Source organism: Acinetobacter sp. CIP 101934 (genome assembly GCF_000369585.1).
In the GTDB taxonomy this organism is placed as follows: domain Bacteria; phylum Pseudomonadota; class Gammaproteobacteria; order Pseudomonadales; family Moraxellaceae; genus Acinetobacter; species Acinetobacter schindleri.
This window is the reverse complement of the sequence record NZ_KB850094.1, coordinates 2,609,193-2,628,259: the sequence shown is the minus strand read 5'-3', so window position 1 is coordinate 2,628,259 and position 19,067 is coordinate 2,609,193. Positions and strand designations below refer to the sequence as shown.

General features: G+C 43.4%; 15 protein-coding genes. 6 read left to right on the top strand and 9 right to left on the bottom strand.

Annotated features, from left to right (window positions below; translation table 11 throughout):
* Positions 1-111: 111 nt before the first annotated feature.
* From F899_RS12745 to F899_RS12735, 3 genes are all read right to left on the bottom strand, one after another.
* Positions 112-2,244, bottom strand: a complete 2,133-nt coding sequence (locus F899_RS12745; protein WP_004891563.1) for a 3-hydroxyacyl-CoA dehydrogenase NAD-binding domain-containing protein — start codon at positions 2,242-2,244, stop codon at positions 112-114.
* Positions 2,245-2,254: 10 nt separating this feature from the next.
* Complete coding sequence (locus F899_RS12740; protein WP_004891565.1) at positions 2,255-3,460, bottom strand: acetyl-CoA C-acetyltransferase; 1,206 nt, start codon at positions 3,458-3,460, stop codon at positions 2,255-2,257.
* Positions 3,461-3,681: 221 nt separating this feature from the next.
* Positions 3,682-4,692: an AraC family transcriptional regulator gene (locus tag F899_RS12735; protein WP_004814497.1), complete on the bottom strand. Its 1,011-nt coding sequence runs from the start codon at positions 4,690-4,692 to the stop codon at positions 3,682-3,684.
* Positions 4,693-4,904: 212 nt separating this feature from the next.
* Between F899_RS12735 and F899_RS12730 the strand changes: the two genes are divergently transcribed.
* The 3 genes from F899_RS12730 (at position 4,905) to F899_RS12720 (ending at position 8,404) form a co-directional block, all read left to right on the top strand.
* Positions 4,905-6,026 (top strand): CaiB/BaiF CoA transferase family protein, encoded by a 1,122-nt coding sequence (locus tag F899_RS12730; protein ID WP_004891568.1) that lies wholly within the window; start codon positions 4,905-4,907, stop codon positions 6,024-6,026.
* A 256-nt stretch (positions 6,027-6,282) separates the two neighbouring features.
* Entirely contained in the window at positions 6,283-7,926 is a 1,644-nt protein-coding gene (locus tag F899_RS12725) for a nitrite/sulfite reductase (protein WP_004891571.1), read from the top strand.
* On the top strand, positions 7,919-8,404 hold the full coding sequence (locus F899_RS12720) for a DUF934 domain-containing protein (protein ID WP_004814500.1): 486 nt from the start codon (positions 7,919-7,921) through the stop codon (positions 8,402-8,404). Before F899_RS12725 ends, F899_RS12720 begins: the two co-directional genes overlap by 8 nt.
* A gap of 43 nt (positions 8,405-8,447) precedes the next feature.
* On the opposite strand, the gene F899_RS12715 is transcribed toward F899_RS12720, so the two are convergent.
* The 3 genes from F899_RS12715 to F899_RS12705 all read right to left on the bottom strand — a co-directional run bounded on the left by F899_RS12715 (position 8,448) and on the right by F899_RS12705 (position 10,980).
* Positions 8,448-8,909, bottom strand: a complete 462-nt coding sequence (locus F899_RS12715; RefSeq protein WP_004891573.1) for a VOC family protein — start codon at positions 8,907-8,909, stop codon at positions 8,448-8,450.
* A 262-nt stretch (positions 8,910-9,171) separates the two neighbouring features.
* Complete coding sequence (locus F899_RS12710; RefSeq protein WP_004891575.1) at positions 9,172-10,347, bottom strand: thiolase family protein; 1,176 nt, start codon at positions 10,345-10,347, stop codon at positions 9,172-9,174.
* 111 nt (positions 10,348-10,458) lie between these two features.
* On the bottom strand, positions 10,459-10,980 hold the full coding sequence (locus F899_RS12705; RefSeq protein WP_004814504.1) for a GspH/FimT family pseudopilin: 522 nt from the start codon (positions 10,978-10,980) through the stop codon (positions 10,459-10,461).
* Between the two features lie 372 nt (positions 10,981-11,352).
* On the opposite strand from F899_RS12705, the gene omp38 reads away from it, so the two are divergent.
* Both omp38 and F899_RS12695 read left to right on the top strand, forming a co-directional pair.
* Positions 11,353-12,402, top strand: coding sequence for an outer membrane protein Omp38 (gene omp38, locus F899_RS12700; RefSeq protein WP_004814506.1), 1,050 nt, complete (start codon positions 11,353-11,355; stop codon positions 12,400-12,402).
* Between the two features lie 108 nt (positions 12,403-12,510).
* The gene (locus F899_RS12695) at positions 12,511-13,044 is read left to right on the top strand and encodes a cysteine peptidase family C39 domain-containing protein (protein ID WP_004814508.1); all 534 of its coding nucleotides are present in this window, start codon (positions 12,511-12,513) and stop codon (positions 13,042-13,044) included.
* Positions 13,045-13,089: 45 nt separating this feature from the next.
* Here the strand turns inward: F899_RS12695 and F899_RS12690 are convergent, their stop codons facing one another.
* The 3 genes from F899_RS12690 to F899_RS12680 all read right to left on the bottom strand — a co-directional run bounded on the left by F899_RS12690 (position 13,090) and on the right by F899_RS12680 (position 17,023).
* Positions 13,090-14,553 (bottom strand): amino acid permease, encoded by a 1,464-nt coding sequence (locus F899_RS12690; RefSeq protein ID WP_004814510.1) that lies wholly within the window; start codon positions 14,551-14,553, stop codon positions 13,090-13,092.
* Positions 14,553-15,587 carry a methyltransferase gene (locus F899_RS12685; RefSeq protein WP_005223141.1) on the bottom strand — a complete coding sequence of 345 codons (1,035 nt, stop codon included), beginning with the start codon at positions 15,585-15,587 and terminating at the stop codon, positions 14,553-14,555. Before F899_RS12685 ends, F899_RS12690 begins: the two co-directional genes overlap by 1 nt.
* Positions 15,588-15,652: 65 nt before the next feature.
* A complete protein-coding gene (locus F899_RS12680) occupies positions 15,653-17,023 on the bottom strand; it encodes a uracil-xanthine permease family protein (protein ID WP_004814515.1) in 1,371 nt (456 codons plus the stop codon).
* A 162-nt stretch (positions 17,024-17,185) separates the two neighbouring features.
* Here F899_RS12680 and typA point away from each other — a divergent pair, with 162 nt between their 5' ends.
* Positions 17,186-19,021, top strand: a complete 1,836-nt coding sequence (gene typA / locus F899_RS12675) for a translational GTPase TypA (protein ID WP_004814517.1) — start codon at positions 17,186-17,188, stop codon at positions 19,019-19,021.
* Positions 19,022-19,067: the final 46 nt, after the last annotated feature.

The following is a 19,067-nucleotide window of genomic DNA, read 5'->3' as shown; positions in this document are numbered from 1 at the left end:
CATAGATTGGCTGAAAAGCAGACTGGATTTGCACTGTAAAATATGATCATTTTTTCAGTAGACTTATAAAAAGAGGAGCTGAACGCTCCTCTTTATTCTGTGCGAATGAGATTAAAAAGTTTCAGCAGCAGAAACCTTATTTTTTAACAGTGCCGGTGCTTTAAAGCGTTCACCATATTTTTTTTCCAGTACATTGGCACGTGCCAAGGCCTTCGCCAGTCCATACTGATTTAAATACTGCACTGCACCACCGGTCCAGGCAGGGAAGCCAATGCCAAAGATCGAGCCAATATTTCCTTCTGCAGTTGACTGCAACACGCCTTCTTCCAGGCAACGTACGGTATCCAGTGCCTGTACAAACAGGAAGCGTTCAATCATCTCCTGCTCAGAAATCTCGGTATTTTTATTCCAGTGACTGAGGCCTGACCAGAGTTGTTTTTTCCCACCTTCAGGATAGTCATAAAAGCCCGCGCCAGCTGCCTTTCCTTTGCGATTAAACTGGTGAATCATGGTTTGAATGACTGCATCGGCAGGTGAGGCCTGACGTTCTTTACCTTCTGCCTGAAGTACCTTGCGCGTTTCATTGCTAACATGCTCGGTCAGGGTTAAGGACACTTCATCCTGAACTGCCAATGGACCAACGGGCATACCAGCTTTTAAAGCAGCCATTTCAATACGTGCTGGATGCACACCTTCTGACAGCAGACGCAAACCTTCTTGTACAAAAGTACCAAAGACACGGCTAGTAAAGAAACCACGACTGTCATTCACGACGATTGGCAACTTGCCGATCTGCTGCACGAAATCAAAAGCTTTGGCGAGGGTTTCGTCTAAGGTATTTTGCCCCCTGATGATTTCTACCAGCTGCATTTTATCCACCGGACTAAAGAAATGCAGACCGATAAATTTATCTTGATCCTTACTTGCCTGTGCCAGATTGCTAATTGGTAAGGTCGAAGTATTTGATGCCATTACGCCGTCGGCAGCCAGATATTGTTCTGCTTCCTGAATCACCTGAGCTTTCAGTTCCTGATTTTCAAAGACCGCTTCGATGATCAGGTCACAGCCCGTCAAATCTTCTGTGTTTGCAGTGGGATGAATCAGATTTAAAATCTGTTCGCGCTGTCCAGCTGTAAGTCGACCTTGACTGACTTTCTTGTCCAGCAGTTTCTGGCTATAGGCTTTGCCTTTTTCAGCAGCTTCGATCGAGATATCTTTTAGAACGACCTGAATACCTCTGCTGGCGGTGACATAAGCAATTCCAGCGCCCATCATCCCTGCACCCAAAATCCCAACTTTCTTGGCTTGCCATTTGGCACAATCTTTTGGGCGATGAACCCCGGATTTAATACTGTTCATGCCATGCCAGAAGGTGCCGATCATGTTTTTCGATATCTGACCGGTCGCCAGATAGGTGAAATAACGGGATTCAATACGGAGGGCTGTATCGACATCGACCTGCGCACCTTCAACTGCTGCAGACATAATCGCTTCAGGTGCTGGATAACAAGCTTTGGTTTTATCACGTAGCATCGCAGGAGCAATTGCCAGCATTTGTGCCACTGCTGGCGTGGATGGTGAGCCGCCTGGAATCTTGTAGCCTTTTTCATCAAAAGGTTGTACGGATTTAGGATGGGCTTTAATGCATACAACTGCTTTTTCCAGCAGCTCATCAGGGCTATCAGCCGTGTCATGAATCAAGCCCAATGCTTTAGCTTTTTCTACACCGAGCTGCTTACCTTCCATCAATAAAGGAAGAGCGGTTTGCAAACCCAGCAAACGAACAGTGCGGACTATGCCGCCACCACCGGGTAGCAGACCTAAAGTCACTTCAGGTAAACCAAATTTGCTTTTTGGATCATTCAAGGCAATCCGGTGGTGGGCACACAGGGCAATTTCCCAGCCACCGCCAAGAGCGGTGCCGTTCAAGGCTGCAACCACCGGAATACCACGGGTTTCGATATAGCGCAGCTGTACTTTCATCTCTTCAATCATGTTGAAGAATTCAGTGGCATGTTCTGGTGTAGCTTGAATCAGTTCATCCAGATCACCGCCAGCGAAAAAAGTCTTTTTGGCTGAACGGAAAATAATTCCGGAAATTTCATCATCTACTTTAAGCCTATCGACAACTTCGCTAAGTGCAGTGCGAAAGTCGGCATTCATGGTGTTAGCAGACTGGTTTGGAGAGTCAAAAGTCAGAACAACAATATTGTCCGCTGTTTTTTCAAATTGAATGGCGCTCATGGTTCTCTCCTTAAACCAGTTCAATAATAGTGGCAATACCCATGCCGCCACCGACGCATAAAGTTGCTAATCCACGTTTTTTACCCTGGCGTTCCAGCTCATCTAACAAAGTACCGAGAATCATGGCACCGGTTGCACCCAGTGGATGTCCCATGGCAATGGCGCCACCGTTAACATTGACTTTGGCTGGATCAACGTTGAGTTCTTTAATAAAGCGCATAACGACTGCGGCGAAGGCTTCATTGACCTCAAACAGGTCAATATCATCAATGCTGAGACCAGCTTTAGCCAAAGCTTTACGTGCAGCCGGGGCAGGGCCGGTGAGCATAATGGTTGGATCAGCGCCCACCAGAGCCGTTGACAAGACTTTGGCACGCGGTTTCAGGTTCTGCTCTTTAACAGCCTGTTCTGAAGCAAGCAGGACCAAGGCAGCACCATCCACGATGCCAGAAGAATTTCCCGCATGGTGCACATGATTGACTGTACCGACTTCTGGATATTTTTGCAGGGCAATTGCATCAAAGCCCATCTGTCCCATGGTGGCAAAGCTTGGGTTGAGTTTGCTGAGTGTTTCAATTGTCGTATTCGGTTTAATGAACTCATCTTTATCCAGAATCACCACACCAGCTTTATCTTTAACTGGCACAATCGATTTATCAAAATGACCACTGGCCTGAGCTGTTGCCGCTTTTTTCTGGGACTGTTCTGCAAAACTATCTACATCATCACGGCTATAACCATCAATGGTCGCGATCAGGTCGGCACCAATGCCTTGTGGAATAAAATCACAAGCCATATTGGTTTCAGGATCGAGCGCCCAAGGGCCGCCATCCGAACCCATCGGTACGCGGGACATGGATTCGACTCCACCCGCAACCACTAAATCCTCCCAACCTGAACGGACTTTTTGTGCGGCCATATTGACTGCTTCCAGACCAGAAGCGCAGAAACGGTTAATCTGTACACCAGCCACATCGTTATCCCAACCCGCTGCAATTGCTGCAGTTTTGGCAATATCAGCACCTTGGTCACCAATCGGAGTGACACAGCCCAAGACAATGTCATCAACCTTGGAGGTATCTAAGGAATGACGCTCTTTCAGTTCATTGAGCAGGGTAGTGAGTAAACTGATCGGTTTGACTTCATACAAGGATCCATCCTTTTTTCCCTTGCCACGTGGTGTGCGAATGGCATCGATGATATAGGCCTCGCTCATACAATTTCCCTTTTTTGAATGAATAAGATTTGTTCTAATCATTTTGAGTGTAATGATTCTTTAACTAAGCGCAATGACGAGAACGGACCAGGTCATTTGAGCAATCTGGTCAATGGCGATGATTCAAGAAAAAGATCAGACGAAAAAATGCCCAAGTCTGGAGCTTGGGCATGAACTGAGATTAGCAAAAGAGCTAATATTGAATATGAAGAGAATGTGGCTTAATGGTAACCATGTAATTGGCGATATAAACCTGGTGTTACACCGGTCCATTTTTTGAAAGCACGATGGAAGGTGCTGGTTTCACTAAAACCAACTTGCTGCGCGACATCTTCCAGGGTTAAATCTGGATTTAACAAGAGGTGGATGGCAGCATCTCGACGCAGTGCATCTTTAACGCCTTGATAACTCTTGCCTTCAGCAGCCAGACGACGACGTAAAGTTTGTGGAGATAGATATAGCATGGAAGCGACATCATTCAGCGTCGGCATTTCTTCGCCGATCTGGCTCTTCAGTACATCACGAATACGGGAGGTTAGAGAGTTGGTATTTTTGAATTTTACCAACAGTTGAGCAGGTGCAGCTTTCAGGAACTCTTCCAAGGTTTCTTCATTCTGACGGATGGGTAAATCGAGATAATCCGCTGCAAAAGTAATTTCAGTACGTGGCGCGTCAAACTGCATCACGGGTGCAAAAAATAATGCGTCATACTCATCCGCATGATTTGGACGTGGATAGCTGAAATGTACACGTTCCAATGGAAGGCGGCGTTCAATCAACCACGAAGCCAGACCATGCCAGATCATTAGCATGCTTTCAGTGATGAAATGATCCGGGTCCATCTCTTTCGGAATTTGAGGGACTAAACGTGCTTCATGCTTGTCACGTTCCAGTGTCACCGCCCAGTCATCGCCAAACAGCTTGTAGAACTGGGAAGAAAGTTCCAGCGCATCACCTAAAGTTTTAGCATGGATGATCAGCTGACACATGATTGCAAATGTGCCCAGACGGCGAGGCTGTTTGTCAAAGCCGACATGCTCGTCCTGTGTCACCATCCACAGCATTTTAATAAAACGGGTATATTGTTCTGGCGAGATACGGGCCTTAGGCTGATGCAGAAGTTCAGCTTCAATACCAACATGAGACAATAACGTATCGACGTCCATGCCGAGACGCTTCACGCCGTAGAGTGCAGCGTTAACGAAATGGATACTGATCGTATCGCGACTCATGTTTAATCCTTCAGTCTCTTTGATGTTCACTAATGCTTGACCTAATTGACAACAAATAATAAATCAATGGCAATTTACAAAATCGGATTTGCCATTTGTTACATATTAAATTGCCGAAATGATCAAGGTAAATGGCTGAACATGACATTGTTTTTGTGTGTTTATGTTTCTAATATGCATAAAAAACCATCATAAATAGAGTAATTATTCTAATGTCCTATGCATTAAAAGGATTGAAAGTCCTCGATTTTTCTACACTTTTACCTGGTCCTTTTGCCACCATGTACTTGGCAGACCTCGGTGCCGAGGTTGTGCATATTGAATCACCAACACGTCCTGACCTATTGCGATTAGTGCCACCATACGCACATGGACAGGCAACTGCACACAATTATTTGAATCGTAACAAACAATCTATCACGCTGGATCTTAAAAATCGTGACTGTATCGAACAGATCAAAACCAGGATTTCGGACTATGACATCGTGGTTGAACAGTTCCGTCCCGGCGTAATGCAACGTTTGGGACTGGATTACGCCACCTTGGCTGAAATCAATCCGCGACTTATTTATTGTTCCATTACTGGCTATGGGCAAACTGGTTCTTATAAAGATAAGGCCGGGCATGATATTAACTACTTGGCCTTATCCGGAATTGCCGGACATAGCGGTCGGGTTCAGGGTGGTCCACCGGCTTTAGGTATTCAGGTCGCTGATGTTGCTGGCGGTTCCATGCATGCGATTATCGCTATCCTGGCAGCGGTGATTGAGCGCCAGCGTAGCGGAATGGGACAGTATATTGATATTTCCATGACCGATTGTGCGGTGACCTTAAATAATATGGCAGCCGCCGCCAGTCTGGCAGCAGGTGTGCATGCCCAACCGGAATCGGGGCATCTCAATGGCGGCACTTTTTATGATTATTACCAAACTCAAGATGGACGTTATCTTTCTATTGGCAGCTTGGAGCCACAATTTATGCAGGGTTTGGCCCAGGCATTGCAGTTACCAGTTCTGTTAGAAAAAGGTTTATCCTTAGATGCTCAAGACCAGAAAGAAGTGAAAGCAGCAATTCAAGAGAAAATTCGCAGTAAAACTCTGAATGAGTGGCAGACTATATTTGCTACTTTAGATGTGTGTGTGGAGCCGGTATTACACCTGGATGAAGCCTTAACTTCACAACTGGCACAAGAGCGGGGCTGGGTGGTGCATGTTCCAGTCAAAGCAGGGGAACAGGAGACTGAGCCACAGCTGGCCTGTCCAATCAAATTTTCCCGTTCTAGCTCACGCTATGATTTTATGGGACAGGCACTAGGTGAATCTGAACAGTGGTAAGTTTTTAGATTTTTTAATGATTATTTATTAATCAGCAGAGGTGAGCTGCTTTTATATGAAAATAAATGCTAAAGATTTAAAAAATAAATCATTATTCGTTGAAAAGGAGTTTTGCTCGACAAATCCTTTAAATCACTGAATTTCTGGTAGGCTTATCAATAAAATCGCTATGAAATATGTATAAAAAGCATTTTATTGATAGTTTTAATCTCGTTATCCTTGCCGACGATATAATAGAAACTACTAGCTGTACGCCATGTATTTATATACTGATTTCGATCAGCAACTGATTAATGAACGTGTTGCACAGTTCCGTGACCAAACGGAACGTTACTTAGCGGGCAAATTGACGGAAGATGAATACCGTCCGCTCCGCCTTCAAAATGGCCTATATGTACAACGTTATGCGCCAATGCTGCGTGTAGCAGTACCGTATGGTCTGATGAACTCTAAACAGTTACGTAAAATTGCGGAACTGGCAAAAGAATACGACCGTGGTTATGCACACGTATCAACACGTCAAAACTTCCAGTTCAACTGGCCTGCACTGGAAAATGTGCCAGATATGCTGCAAGAATTGGCATCAGTACAAATGCATGCGATTCAGACATCAGGTAACTGTATCCGTAATACGACGACTGACCAATATGCTGGTGTCGTTGCAGGCGAGATTGCAGATCCGCGTCCAACATGTGAATTGATCCGTCAATGGTCTACTTTCCACCCGGAATTTGCTTTCTTGCCACGTAAGTTCAAGATCGCTGTTTCAGCACTGGAAGAGATCGACCGTGCAGCAACTTCATTCCACGATATCGGTGTATATATCGTAAAAAATGAAGCGGGTGAGATGGGCTATAAAATCAAAGTCGGTGGTGGTCTAGGCCGTACACCAATTATTGGTAGCTTTATCCGTGACTTCCTTCCACGTGAAGACCTGATTGCATACCTTGAAGCTGTACTTCGTGTATACAACTTGCATGGTCGTCGTGACAACAAATATAAAGCGCGTATCAAAATCTTAGTAAAAGCACTCACACCTGAAGTATTTGCTGAGAAAGTAGAAGCGGAATTTGCACATACCATTAAAACATTGAAAATCGATGCTGAAACCTTGGCAAAAATGGATGAGAACTTCACGCCATTTGCTTATCAAGATTATGCAGATGAAGATTTCTCTGAACAGTTCGCGGCGCATCCGAAATTCAAGCAATGGTTCAATATCAATACCAATGCGCACAAAGTGAAAGGCTATCGTATCGTTACGATTTCACTGAAACGTACAGGTGTGGCTCCTGGTGATGTAACCACTGAAGAGATGAACCTGATTGCAGATCTTGCAGACAAGTACACTTTTGGTGAATTACGCACGACTCATGAGCAAAATATTGCCCTTGTTGATGTCCCACAAAAAGACCTGTTCGAATTGTGGACGATCCTGGAACAAAACAATCTGGCACGCGCTCACATCGGCTTCTTGACGGACATCATTTGCTGCCCGGGCGGTGACTTCTGTTCATTGGCAAATGCAAAATCAATTCCGATTTCTGAAGCAATTTCACGTCGTTTCGATGATCTGGATACGATTTATAACCTTGGCAAAATCGACCTGAATATTTCAGGTTGTATGAATGCCTGTGGTCATCACCACGTCGGTAATATCGGTATTTTGGGTGTAGACAAAAAAGGTGCTGAATTCTACCAAATTACTTTAGGTGGTAATGCAGACCATGATGCATCGATTGGTGACATTCTTGGTCCATCATTTGCTGCTGACGTAGTGCCGGATATCATCGAAGAAATCCTGAATACTTATCTTGACCTGCGTCAGGAAGGTGAAGAATTTATCGATACCTATCGTCGTGTTGGCATCCAACCATTCAAGGAGCGTGCATATGCTTAATACCGCACTACAAGTGCTCTCTAAAGATGGCACGATTGCAGACAATACTTATCAGTTAATTGGTGAAGATGGCGTATTGCCACAAGGTGATGTGGTTCTGACTGTTGAACAGTTAGAACAAATCGCCAATGTTCCGGGTAAAAAAGCACTGTACTTAACGGTAGATGCTTCTCCTGAAACCAATGAATTTCCACTTGATCAGTTGGATGCAATCTTTATCGAGTTTGCCGGTTTTAATGATGGCCGTGGTTATTCATTTGCAGCACTTCTTCGTCGCCAGGGTTTTCAGGGCGAGCTGCGTGCAACAGGTGATGTATTTAAAGACGTACTGAACTATATGAAGCGTTCGGGTTTCGATACTTTCGTGATTAAAGAAGGTAAAGATATTCAGGAAGCGGCAGCGGGTTTAAATGACTTTAGCAATCCGTACCAAGCATCCACAGCTGTGCCAAAACCGAACTATCAGACTGGAGCTTAATCCGTCTTCAGTTAAAAGCCTCCAAATGGAGGCTTTTTTATTTCTAGAAATTTGGACTACGTTCTTCTAATAGACAGTTAATCATCCACTGCACACCAAACTGATCGGTACAGGCACCGTAAAGTGCGCCCCAAAAAGTTTTTTCCAAAGGCATTTCAATTTGACCCTTGGCAGATAAAGCCTCAAACAGTCGTTGAGCTTCGGCTTGTTCACTAGCACTTAAAATAATTGCAATATAGTGATTGGTCCCTTTGGTAAAAGTAGGGGGGCTAGGACTGTCTAGCTTTTCATTAATATCTGATCCCATTAATTCAGTATATTCATTGATAGGAAGTGAAATATGCAAAATCTGGCTTCTATCCGTATCGGAGAGGTCAATGCCTTCCTGTCCGGGCATATCGCCATAACGGCTCAAATTAGAAAATTCACCACCAAACACTGAACGATAAAAAGTAAAAGCGGCTTCAGTTTCACCTTGGAAGTTGAGATAGTGATTAAATCGCATGGAGGTTTCCTTTTTTCTTGTTTTGATTCTCTCTAATTTACTCTTTGCAACGTGTCTGATTGATAAAGAAGCTTTATGAAAATGTAAGTAAGGGAATTCTTCTATTGATAGGATAATCAAGACAAAAATAATTTTTAGTTTAAGACCCGGTTTTAAATGATTGTTCGAGTAATGCTTTAGTAGACATCATTAAGGCCAGATTTTGGATTAATAAAAAAAGAGGGCTTTAAAAGCCCTCTTCAGTCGTTTGACTTTTTGAAAATTAGATTAGCTCAATCGCGACTGCAGTTGCTTCACCACCACCGATACATAGAGCTGCAACACCTTTCTTGCCGCCAGTGCGCTTTAAAGCATGGATCAAAGTCAGGATAATACGAGAACCTGTAGAACCCACTGGGTGACCTAGTGCACAAGCACCACCATTAATATTGACTTTTTCAGGATCAAGCTTGAACTCATCCATTGGACACATGGTGACCATGGCAAAGGCTTCATTAATTTCCCAAAGATCTACTTCTTCAGCTGTCCAGCCTGCTTTATCCAGTACTTTCTGAATAGCACCAACTGGAGCAATTGTAAACTCGGATGGATGCTGAGAGTTTGACGCATAGGCAACAATTTTTGCTAATGGGTTTAAATCTTGAGCTGCTGCATTGTCAGCAGAAGTTAAAACCAATGCAGAGGCACCATCAGAAATAGAGCTGGCATTTGCTGCAGTAATGGTACCATCTTTAGCAAAAGCAGGACGTAATGTTGGGATTTTATCAATATTGGCATTGAATGGCTGTTCGTCTTTATCAACCACTACATCACCTTTACGGGTGGAAACAGTGACTGGCACAATTTCATCTGCAAAGTAGCCTTCATTGACCGCAGTTTGTGCACGTTTTAATGAACGGATAGCGAAATCATCCATCTGTTCACGCGTATAACCTTTGGTATTTGCCATATCTTGGGCAAAAGAACCCATTAGGCGACCAGTTTCTGCATCTTCTAAACCGTCCAGGAACATATGGTCTTTAATTTCACCATGGCCCATACGGAAGCCGCCACGTGCTTTAGGTAATACATAGGGCGCATTGGTCATCGATTCCATTCCACCAGCAACTACATAAGTTGCAGAACCGGCCTTGATCATGTCAGCAGCTTGCATCACTGCTTTCATGCCTGAACCACAAAGCTTATTAATAGTTACAGCACCTGTGCTGTCTGGAAGACCAGCCTTACGCATTGCCTGACGGGCAGGACCCTGTTTTAAACCGGCAGGAAGAACACAACCCATAATGACTTCTTCGATGTCTGTTGGTTGTAAACCTGCACGTGCAATGGCTTCTTTGATCGTGACAGCACCTAGTTCAGGCGCAGTCACACCTGATAAGCTGCCTTGGAAGCCACCCATGGCTGTACGTGCACCATTGACAATTACGATGTCAGTCATTGTTGTATCTCCATATGAGTTTTAGTCTTTTATTCTCGACCTAAGCAGTATATTGAAAAAACTGCAAGATTAAAGCCTCAAAAAAATTGAATCATAAACCGGACAGTTTTCTCAGCATGTATTTAGATTCTCTTTACGCAGATGCCCCATTTTGCTAAGTACAATTTTGTAATAATAGGAATGCTGAAAAGAACAGTAGTAAAAGCTGCCATTGGAGCCAATAGGTAAATTGGTTTGAGCCTGATAGTTGATACTTGGGACACTTAAAGCACCTCTCCAATCCAGCTGTCCATATTTAAGCCTTAGATGATCAACATGCAGTACGGTTTCGCCGGCATCAACCTGTCTATTTTTATTTTGATCGACAAATACCAGCCAGGCATTGCTCCACTGATTTGTTTGACAGGTCGATAGATTTAATGTGGGACAAATCACAATATTCTGCCGTAATACTGCCGATTGACTGCGTGCATAGCGATTCACTGCTGTAATCTTCTGATAAATACTGTTAGCTTCTTGTTTTGACTGATATTCTTGAAACAGAGGAACTGCTAGGGTTGTAAGTATTGCAAGAGTGGAAATAACAACAATAAGCTCCACAATTGTGAACGCATTATTTCTTTTTATATACATGGTTTAACCTATTTATATATTATTTTTATTTGAAACATGCTATTAATTAGGCGTTTTTTAATGCTTTTTTTTATTTACCTAGTATTTTTGTACTTGAAATAGGAGAAAGCTGTTAAAATTAGGTAAGAGACAATAAGGTATTCACAATAAAAAATTGAGTAAAAATTTACCGAATTACAACGGAAATTGTAAGTAATTTTGTCAATAATTTACTTGATTAGATTAATCAAGCACTTGGAAAATTTATTCAGTGTTTGTATGATTCCCTGTGAATAGCTTAAAAATAAAACTGGGGTAAAAGAAGCCTATCTCAGGAAAGCCAATTTAGGCTTGAGCTTGAACAACAATTTGTTATCTCTGGAGGATAAATCCATGAAAATGAGTCGTATTGCTTTAGCAATGCTTGTAGCTGCTCCTTTCGCTGCTGCAAACGCAGGCGTAACTGTTACTCCATTACTGGTTGGTTATACTTGGCAAGATACAAAACACAACAACAGCTATGAAGATCATCTATATGGTGAAACTCCTGAGCTTCAAGACGACCTATTCGTAGGTGCTGCGCTTGGTGTTGAACTGACTCCATGGTTAGGCTTTGAAGCTGAATATAACCAAGTGAAAGGTGATATCGAAGACAGCGAAGCTTCTTACGGTGAGTATAAGCAAACTCAAATCAATGGTAACTTCTACGTTACTTCTGATCTGATCACTAAAAACTATGACAGCAAAATCAAACCATACGTACTTTTAGGTGCTGGTCACTACAAGTATGAATATGATTTAGATGGTGATGCGCGTCTTAAAGATGACGAAGGTACTTTAGGTAATGCTGGTCTAGGTGCTTTCTGGCGTTTAAACGATGCTCTGTCTCTACGTACAGAAGCTCGTGCAACTTATAACATTGACGAAGATTTCTGGAACTACACAGCGCTTGCTGGTTTAAACGTAGTTCTTGGTGGCCACTTGAAACCTGCTGCGCCAGTCGTAGAAGTTGCTCCAGTTGAACCAGTTGCTCCAGTTGCTCCAGCTCCACAAGAGTTGACTGAAGACCTGAACATGGAACTTCGTGTATTCTTTGATACAAACAAATCTAACATCAAAGATCAGTACAAACCAGAAATCGCGAAAGTTGCTGAAAAATTGGTTGAATATCCAAACGCAACTGCTCGTATCGAAGGTCACACTGACAACACTGGTCCACGTGCACTGAACGAACGTTTATCTCTTGCTCGTGCTAACTCTGTGAAATCTTCACTAGTTAACGAATACAACGTTGATGCTTCTCGTTTGTCTACTCAAGGTTTCGCTTGGGATCAACCGATTGCTGACAACAACACTAAAGAAGGTCGTGCTATGAACCGTCGTGTATTCGCGACTATTTCTGGTAGCCGTACTGTACTAGCTGAACAACCAGCTGCTCAATAATTCATTATTGAACACTGATTAAAAAAAGCGACTCTCTTATGAGTCGCTTTTTTTATTGCCCTGATTTGACTACACTGCATAGCCCTAAACCTGTTTTTGAGTCTGAGCATGAGTGTGGAACTTCCTGAAGATTTACAAAATCTGGAGGCCAATAGTGGCCTCTATGCGATCTGGATGATTTTTCATCACTATGGTATAGATCTGCATATTCCGGATCTGGTACAGCTCACACACCATGATCCTGAAATGGGAACCTCCAGTATTGCGCTTGCAGTTGCTTTAAAAACACTGGGTTTGGATGTTCATTTTTATACTGAACATGACCCAGATAAACAGCCAATTGAAATTGAGTTCTATCAACAAGCATCTCGTTTACAAATCCCGGTTATAGAACAGCCATTGTCTTATGCAGACATTCAGGAAAATGTAGAAGCTGGTCGTTTTGTGATTGTGTTCTATGACACCCTGGAGGGCGTAGGGAATCATTCTTTGGTGTACGAAATCAATAAAAGTGAAATCAGCTTCTTTGACAGTTTTGAGTCCATGCGGAAAGAAGTGTTTGAACAGCAGCGTCGGGTAGAGGGGATTTGTCAGCAAACTATCGTCATTGACGATCGAAATTTTGTTATGCGCCACAGTTAATACAATAAAAAAGCAGCCATTCAGGCTGCTTTTTCAGATCGAAAATTATTCATGATCTATTTTCATCGGCTGAACATCCATCTCTTTATAAGAAATGAGTTTGGTGTTGTGTTTCCACTTATAACCTAACCAGATTGCCAAGAATAAGAAAATACCAATGTAAGTAGAAAGTACTGCAAGCCATTCACCACTCAGTACTGCTTGATAGTTTTGCCCCAGGACCACAATCGCACATAGCACAAAAGCAAACCATGGTGCAAATGGGAAGAACTTGGCGCGATACGCCAGATCCTCAAGTTTATAACCTTGAGCCAGATATCCTTTACGGAAGCGATAATGAGATATTGCAATACCCAACCATACAATAAATCCACACATACCAGACATATTGAGTAGCCAGTTAAATACTTCCTGTTCACCAATAAATGTTGTCAGAAAACATAATGCTGCGATTGCAGTGGTGGCATATAGTGCATTCATTGGCACACCGCGCGCATCCAGACGACCAAACAATTTTGGTGCACTGCCTTTACGTGCCATATCAAACAGCATACGAGTAGAGGAGTACATGCCCGAGTTACCCGCAGACAGAATTGCAGTCAAAATCACTGCATTCATCACACTGGCAGCAAAAGCGAAACCAGCTTGTTCATATAGCAAAGTGAAAGGCGAAAGCGCAATATCTTCACTAGACGCTGCCTGTAAAAGACGTGGATCATCATAAGCAATCAGGGTGCCGATAATGAAAATACACACAATATAGAATAACAGGATACGCCAGAAAATTTGCTTGATTGCTACTGGAATGGTTTTCTGCGGATCTTTAGATTCACCTGCAGCGACACCGACCATTTCAGTCCCTTGGAAGGAGAATCCGGCAATCATTGCCACCCCGATCAGGGCAGATAAGCCACCCACAAATGGTGCTTCACCTTTGGTCCAGTTGGCAAATGTAGCAACCTCAGGAGTTAACATGATTTTTGCAATCATGAAGATACCAATGATGATAAACGCAATAATCGCCAGCACTTTGATTAAGGAGAAGAAAAATTCAGATTCACCAAAGCCTTTTACCGTCAGTGCATTAATCCCGAAGACCACCGCCAGGAACAGGGCGCTCCAGTAAAAACCAGGAATATCCGGAAACCAGAATTTCATGATGAACTGGACTGCGACCAGCTCAAAGGCTACGGTGATTGCCCAGTTGTACCAGTAGTTCCAGCCTAAAGCGAAACCAAAACCACCTTCGACATATTTAGTACCGTAGGTAAAGAAAGCACCTGAAGTCGGATTATGGGTTGCAAGCTCCCCCAAGCTGGTCATCAGGAAGTAAATCATGACACCAATGAGCGCATACGCAAGTAATGCACCACCTGGTCCGGCATTGGCAATAGTTGCACCTGAAGCCAGGAACAAACCTGTACCAATTGATCCACCGATGGCGATCATATTCAGATGACGAGCACTTAGCTTACGCTGCAGCTGTGTGCTGTGTTGAGTTTCGCTCATCATGATTCCTTAACATTTTTTTGAGTGCTGGCGAAAAGCACCTTGAAGCCTTGTTGATCTGTTTTGACTGTACACTGGCCAAAACTTTGCTCAATTAAAATCGGGTAATTTAAGAAGCGGTTTGCCACAATCCATAATTCACCACCAGACTTGAGATGACGACGTGAAGTCTTGCACAGATTTTCACTGGCATCATAGTTGGTCTGAATGCCCTGATGGAAGGGTGGGTTACTGACGATGGCGTGCAAAAATAATGGTGCATCATCAATCCCGCTCACTGCCTTAATTTCAAGTTGCTCAGGCTCAAGCTGATTTTTCTCAAAAGTCATTTTAGTAGAGGCTAATGCAAAAGCATCTACATCTAAGGCAAAGATACGATTGTTCGGATTGAGCTTGGCAAGATAGGCACTAATGACGCCGGCACCACAGCCAAAGTCGGCAATTTTACCTGAAGTCACTTCAGACAGGTAGGGCAGGAAAACTGCTGTACCGACATCCAGATGATTCTGGCTAAATACACCAGGGAGTGCACAAATCTGTAAATCGCCTTTGGGAGTGGAGACGCTATAGGTTTGTGCCCAGTCAGCTAATGCTCTTTTCTCGACGTTGCAGTCTAGTGTCAATTGCCATAATTGGCAATGTCGTGCGCTATCGAGTTTGAGGCTTTTACCATAGGGTTGCAGCTGTTTTGCCGCGCGTTCCACGCCACCTTTTTTCTCACCTACCAAAAATACCTGGCTGCCTTGTTTTAGGTAAACCGCTACATTGTGAATCAGGTAATTAAGTAATTCTCTGGATTTTGGAACAAAGATTACAGCCTGATCAAATTCACCTTCAGGAAATTCTGTACCAAAATGTACATTAGCTTGCTGGGCCTGAAAATACAGGTAGTCATTATAATTCCATGTCCACACTGCAGCCTGAATGGATTGATCAAATTCAGCCAGCAGATGATCCGTTGGAGGATTAATCAGCAGTACACGACCCGACAAATAATCATATTGTCTTAATAAAACTTCGCTTTTAGCATCCATAGGAATCTCTCCAATAGAAAAACACTGTCCAAGTTCAACTCAGACAGTGTTTTCTGGACATGAACTTACTTCTTTGTTTCAGGAAGTACAATATTTAGAATCAAGGCCGCAATACCGCCGGTCGCAACACCAGAACTAAAGATATTACGGAATAATTCAGGAAGATGTTCCAGAATCTGTGGAACCTGTGCCACACCCAAGCCTAATGCAAGAGAAATTGCAATGATCAGCAAGGCACGACGGTCCAGGTGAATACCAGACAGAATGTTAATACCAGAGGCAGCGACTGCACCAAACATTACCATCACTGCGCCACCAAGAACAGCTTGAGGAACGGCCTGAATCACGCCAGCCACTGCTGGAAGTAAACCCAGAATGACTAAAAGTGCTGCAATCCAGATGCCGACATAACGGCTCGCTACACCAGTTAGCTGAATCACACCGTTATTTTGTGCAAATACAGAACTTGGGAATGTATTGAATAAACCCGCAAGTAAAGAGTTTGCACCATTTACGAGCACGCCACCTTTAATACGCTTCATCCAGGTCGGGCCATCGACTGGCTGGTTAGAGAGTTTAGATGTTGCAGTAATGTCACCAATCGCTTCTAGCGAAGTCACCAAATAAATAAACGCCATTGGAATGAATAAACTCCAAGAGAAACTTAATCCAAAATGCATTGGTGTCGGGATCTGAACCAGTGGAGCATCTTTTAAGCCTTCAAAGTTCAGGTGACCCATAAAGCCAGCAAGAATATAACCTACAACCAGTGCGATCAGAATTGCCGAACTTTTTACCCAGGTAATGCGCACACGATTCAGTAAAATAATCAGTGCCAGAACTGTACATGACATGATCAGGTTATCAGCATTAGCAAAGGTTTTATCATTCATGGCCTGATAACCACCACCCATGCTGATTAGGCCTTCTTTAATTAAAGTCAGACCAATCAGTAAAACTACAATCCCTGTTACTAAAGGTGTGATCAACTTTTTAATCCATGGCAGGATTTGCGATACGCCCATTTCAATAAATGAACCTGCAATCACCACACCAAAGATCGAAGCCATGACAGCTTCTACCGGTGTACCGGCAGCAACCATCGCCGAACCAATACCAATAATTGGACCAATAAAGTTAAAACTGGTGCCTTGAACAATCAGCAAGCCTGCACCAAATGGACCAACTTTTTTGGATTGTAAAAAAGTCGCGATCCCTGAAATTACCAATGACATGGATAAAATCATGTTGGTGTCTTCTTTAGAGACACCTAGTGCCAGACAGATCAGCAAGCCAGGAGTCACAATTGGGACAATAATGGCCAGTAAATGCTGGAACGCTGCTAGAAATGCGATAAATGGTTTAGGGCGATCTTCAAGGCCGTACACGAGGTCAAGTTGATCTTTGGAAGAAGGAGATTGATTAAAATCAGACATGTGTCAATGCAAATTAAGGCGGGGTGGCGCTATTCTAATCGAGTTACACGTCATTACAAAAGGCATTGGAAAAAAAATTGACGAAGTCAACAAACTGTCACTGTCAAAAGTTTGTATTTTTCTGTATAATTTGCCCTCAAATTTAATACGTATCGAATTTACATGTCAGATATTAAAACTCTCCGTAACATCGCCATTATTGCGCACGTCGATCATGGTAAAACCACTCTTGTAGACAAACTTTTGCAACAATCAGGTGCTCTCGGTGATCGCGCGGGTGAGATCGAGCGTGTCATGGATTCTGGCGCTATTGAAAGTGAACGTGGTATTACCATTCTTGCAAAAAACACTGCAATCAAATGGACTGATGCACGTACTAACACAGAATATCGCATTAACATCGTGGACACCCCGGGACACGCCGACTTCGGTGGTGAAGTTGAACGTGTTCTTTCTATGGTGGACTGCGTATTGCTTCTTGTAGACTCACAAGAAGGTCCAATGCCACAAACTCGTTTCGTAACGCAAAAAGCGTTCGCACGTGGTTTAAAACCAATTGTTATTATCAACAAAGTCGACAAGCCAAGCGCACGTCCTGACTGGGTAATTGACCAAGTATTCGATTTATTCGATAACTTAGGCGGTACTGACGAACAGTTAGACTTCCCGGTTGTATATGCATCTGGTCTTCGTGGTGTAGCGGGCCCTTCTCCTGAAGAACTTGCTGACGACATGACGCCGTTGTTCCAAACAATCGTAGACATCGTTGAACCACCAGCAGTTGACGTTGATGGTCCATTCCAAATGCAAGTGTCTTCACTTGACTATAACAGCTTCGTAGGTGTAATCGGTGTTGGTCGTATCCAACGCGGTTCAGTGAAATTAAACACGCCTGTGACTGTGATCGACAAAGAAGGTAACACTCGTAACGGCCGTATCTTGAAAATCATGGGTTACCATGGTTTAGAGCGTGTTGATGTTGAATCTGCTCAAGCAGGCGACATCGTTTGTATCACTGGTATTGATGCACTAAACATTTCTGACACAATCTGTGATCCGAAAGCAGTTGAAGCACTTCCAGCACTTTCTGTAGACGAGCCTACAGTGTCTATGACTTTCCAGGTAAACAACTCACCGTTTGCTGGTAAAGAAGGTAAATTTGTAACTTCACGTAATATCCGTGAACGTCTTGACCGTGAATTAATCCACAACGTAGCACTTCGTGTTGAAGACACTGACAGTCCAGACCGTTTCAAAGTATCTGGTCGTGGTGAGCTTCACCTTTCAGTTTTAATTGAAAACATGCGTCGTGAAGGCTTTGAAATGGGCGTGTCTCGTCCACAAGTCATCATCAAAGAAATTGATGGTGAAAAACAAGAGCCATATGAAAACGTAACGTTTGACGTTGAAGAACAGCACCAAGGCGCTGTAATGGAGCAAATGGGTCACCGTAAAGGCGAAATGACCAATATGGAAGTTGACGGTAAAGGCCGTATCCGTATTGAAGCAACTGTACCTTCACGTGGCTTGATCGGTTTCCGTTCAGAATTCCTGACCATGACTTCTGGTACGGGTATCATGACGTCTAGCTTCTCGCATTATGGTCCAATGAAACAAGGTACTGTTGCGAAACGTCAAAACGGTGTACTGATTTCTATGGTTCAAGGTACTTGCTTGGGCTATGCATTGTTTACGCTGCAAGACCGTGGTCGTCTATTCGCTAAACCACAGTTAGAAGTTTATGAAGGCATGATCGTGGGTATTAACTCACGTTCTGATGACATGGTTGTTAACCCAACTAAAGCAAAACAGTTAACCAACGTACGTGCCTCTGGTACTGATGATGCGTTAACACTTGTTCCTGCAATTGAATACACGCTAGAACAAGCGCTTGAATTCATTGAAGATGACGAGCTCGTTGAAGTAACACCGAAGTCAATCCGTATCCGTAAGCGTTACCTGACTGAAAACGAACGTAAACGTAACCGTGCTAAATAAGTTCGATTACTGATACTTCAAAAAACCGCTGACATTGTTCAGCGGT

Excerpts from the sequence above, each read along its gene's own strand:
- F899_RS12715 (WP_004891573.1), bottom strand. The coding sequence starts at position 8,909 with ATGCGATTTAATCACTATCTCAACTTCCAAGGTGAAACTGAAGCCGCT.
- F899_RS12730 (WP_004891568.1), top strand. The coding sequence starts at position 4,905 with ATGTCCTATGCATTAAAAGGATTGAAAGTCCTCGATTTTTCTACACTT.
- F899_RS12690 (WP_004814510.1), bottom strand. The coding sequence starts at position 14,553 with ATGAGCGAAACTCAACACAGCACACAGCTGCAGCGTAAGCTAAGTGCT.
- typA (WP_004814517.1), top strand. The coding sequence starts at position 17,186 with ATGTCAGATATTAAAACTCTCCGTAACATCGCCATTATTGCGCACGTC.
- F899_RS12685 (WP_005223141.1), bottom strand. The coding sequence starts at position 15,587 with ATGGATGCTAAAAGCGAAGTTTTATTAAGACAATATGATTATTTGTCG.
- omp38 (WP_004814506.1), top strand. The coding sequence starts at position 11,353 with ATGAAAATGAGTCGTATTGCTTTAGCAATGCTTGTAGCTGCTCCTTTC.
- F899_RS12735 (WP_004814497.1), bottom strand. The coding sequence starts at position 4,692 with ATGAGTCGCGATACGATCAGTATCCATTTCGTTAACGCTGCACTCTAC.
- F899_RS12720 (WP_004814500.1), top strand. The coding sequence starts at position 7,919 with ATGCTTAATACCGCACTACAAGTGCTCTCTAAAGATGGCACGATTGCA.
- F899_RS12725 (WP_004891571.1), top strand. The coding sequence starts at position 6,283 with ATGTATTTATATACTGATTTCGATCAGCAACTGATTAATGAACGTGTT.
- F899_RS12695 (WP_004814508.1), top strand. The coding sequence starts at position 12,511 with ATGAGTGTGGAACTTCCTGAAGATTTACAAAATCTGGAGGCCAATAGT.
- F899_RS12680 (WP_004814515.1), bottom strand. The coding sequence starts at position 17,023 with ATGTCTGATTTTAATCAATCTCCTTCTTCCAAAGATCAACTTGACCTC.
- F899_RS12740 (WP_004891565.1), bottom strand. The coding sequence starts at position 3,460 with ATGAGCGAGGCCTATATCATCGATGCCATTCGCACACCACGTGGCAAG.
- F899_RS12745 (WP_004891563.1), bottom strand. The coding sequence starts at position 2,244 with ATGAGCGCCATTCAATTTGAAAAAACAGCGGACAATATTGTTGTTCTG.
- F899_RS12710 (WP_004891575.1), bottom strand. The coding sequence starts at position 10,347 with ATGACTGACATCGTAATTGTCAATGGTGCACGTACAGCCATGGGTGGC.
- F899_RS12705 (WP_004814504.1), bottom strand. The coding sequence starts at position 10,980 with ATGTATATAAAAAGAAATAATGCGTTCACAATTGTGGAGCTTATTGTT.